Source organism: Corynebacterium glyciniphilum AJ 3170, assembly GCF_007673095.1.
Lineage (GTDB): Bacteria > Actinomycetota > Actinomycetes > Mycobacteriales > Mycobacteriaceae > Corynebacterium.
The window spans coordinates 1-624 of record NZ_VDYZ01000041.1 but is presented as its reverse complement, the minus strand read 5'-3'; the positions used below and the strand labels follow the sequence as shown (position 1 = coordinate 624).

The window sequence follows — 624 nt, the reverse complement described above, 5'->3', positions numbered from 1 at the left end:
ACACCCTCAACCTCCACCTCCCCCCCAATCCCCACCCACTCCCTCACCCCACCCCCCACCCCCCTTCCAAACAACCACCCACCCCCCCACCAACACCCCCACCACCCTCCCCACCACTCCCTCCCTCTCCCCCCACCCCCACTATCTCCCCCCTCACCCCCCTCCCCACCTCCATCCTCTCGTCCCTCTCCCCCTTCTCCACCTACCCCTCCACCAACGCCTTCCCCACCCCCTCCCCCAACTCCCCCACACTCCCCCTTTCCTCCACCTCCACCTCTCCAACATCCACCCCCCCACCCCCTTCATCACCACCTCCTCCACCTTACCCACACCAACCTCTCCACCACCAACCCCCTCCCCAACCTTCTCCACCCCCCATCCTCCCCCACCCCCTTCCCCCTCCATCTCCTCCTACACACCCCACTCCACACCCCCCCCTCCACCACCACCTCTCCCCCCTCATCCACCACCACCCCCCCACCCCCCAACCCTCCTCCCCCTCCCTCACCCCCCACTTTCATCTCCCTCCCCTCCCTCACCTTCACCTCATCACCCCCAACCCCTTCCTCTACCTCTTCAACTCCCATGAGGCCGTGTTCACCCACCACTCCCGACAGAACCAAA

General features: G+C 66.5%; 1 protein-coding gene. It reads right to left on the bottom strand.

From position 1 onward, the window contains the following. Positions 1 to 305 precede the first annotated feature (305 nt). A partial coding sequence (locus FS507_RS19830; RefSeq protein WP_222121448.1) for a hypothetical protein occupies positions 306 to 624 on the bottom strand: 319 nt, incomplete at its 5' end.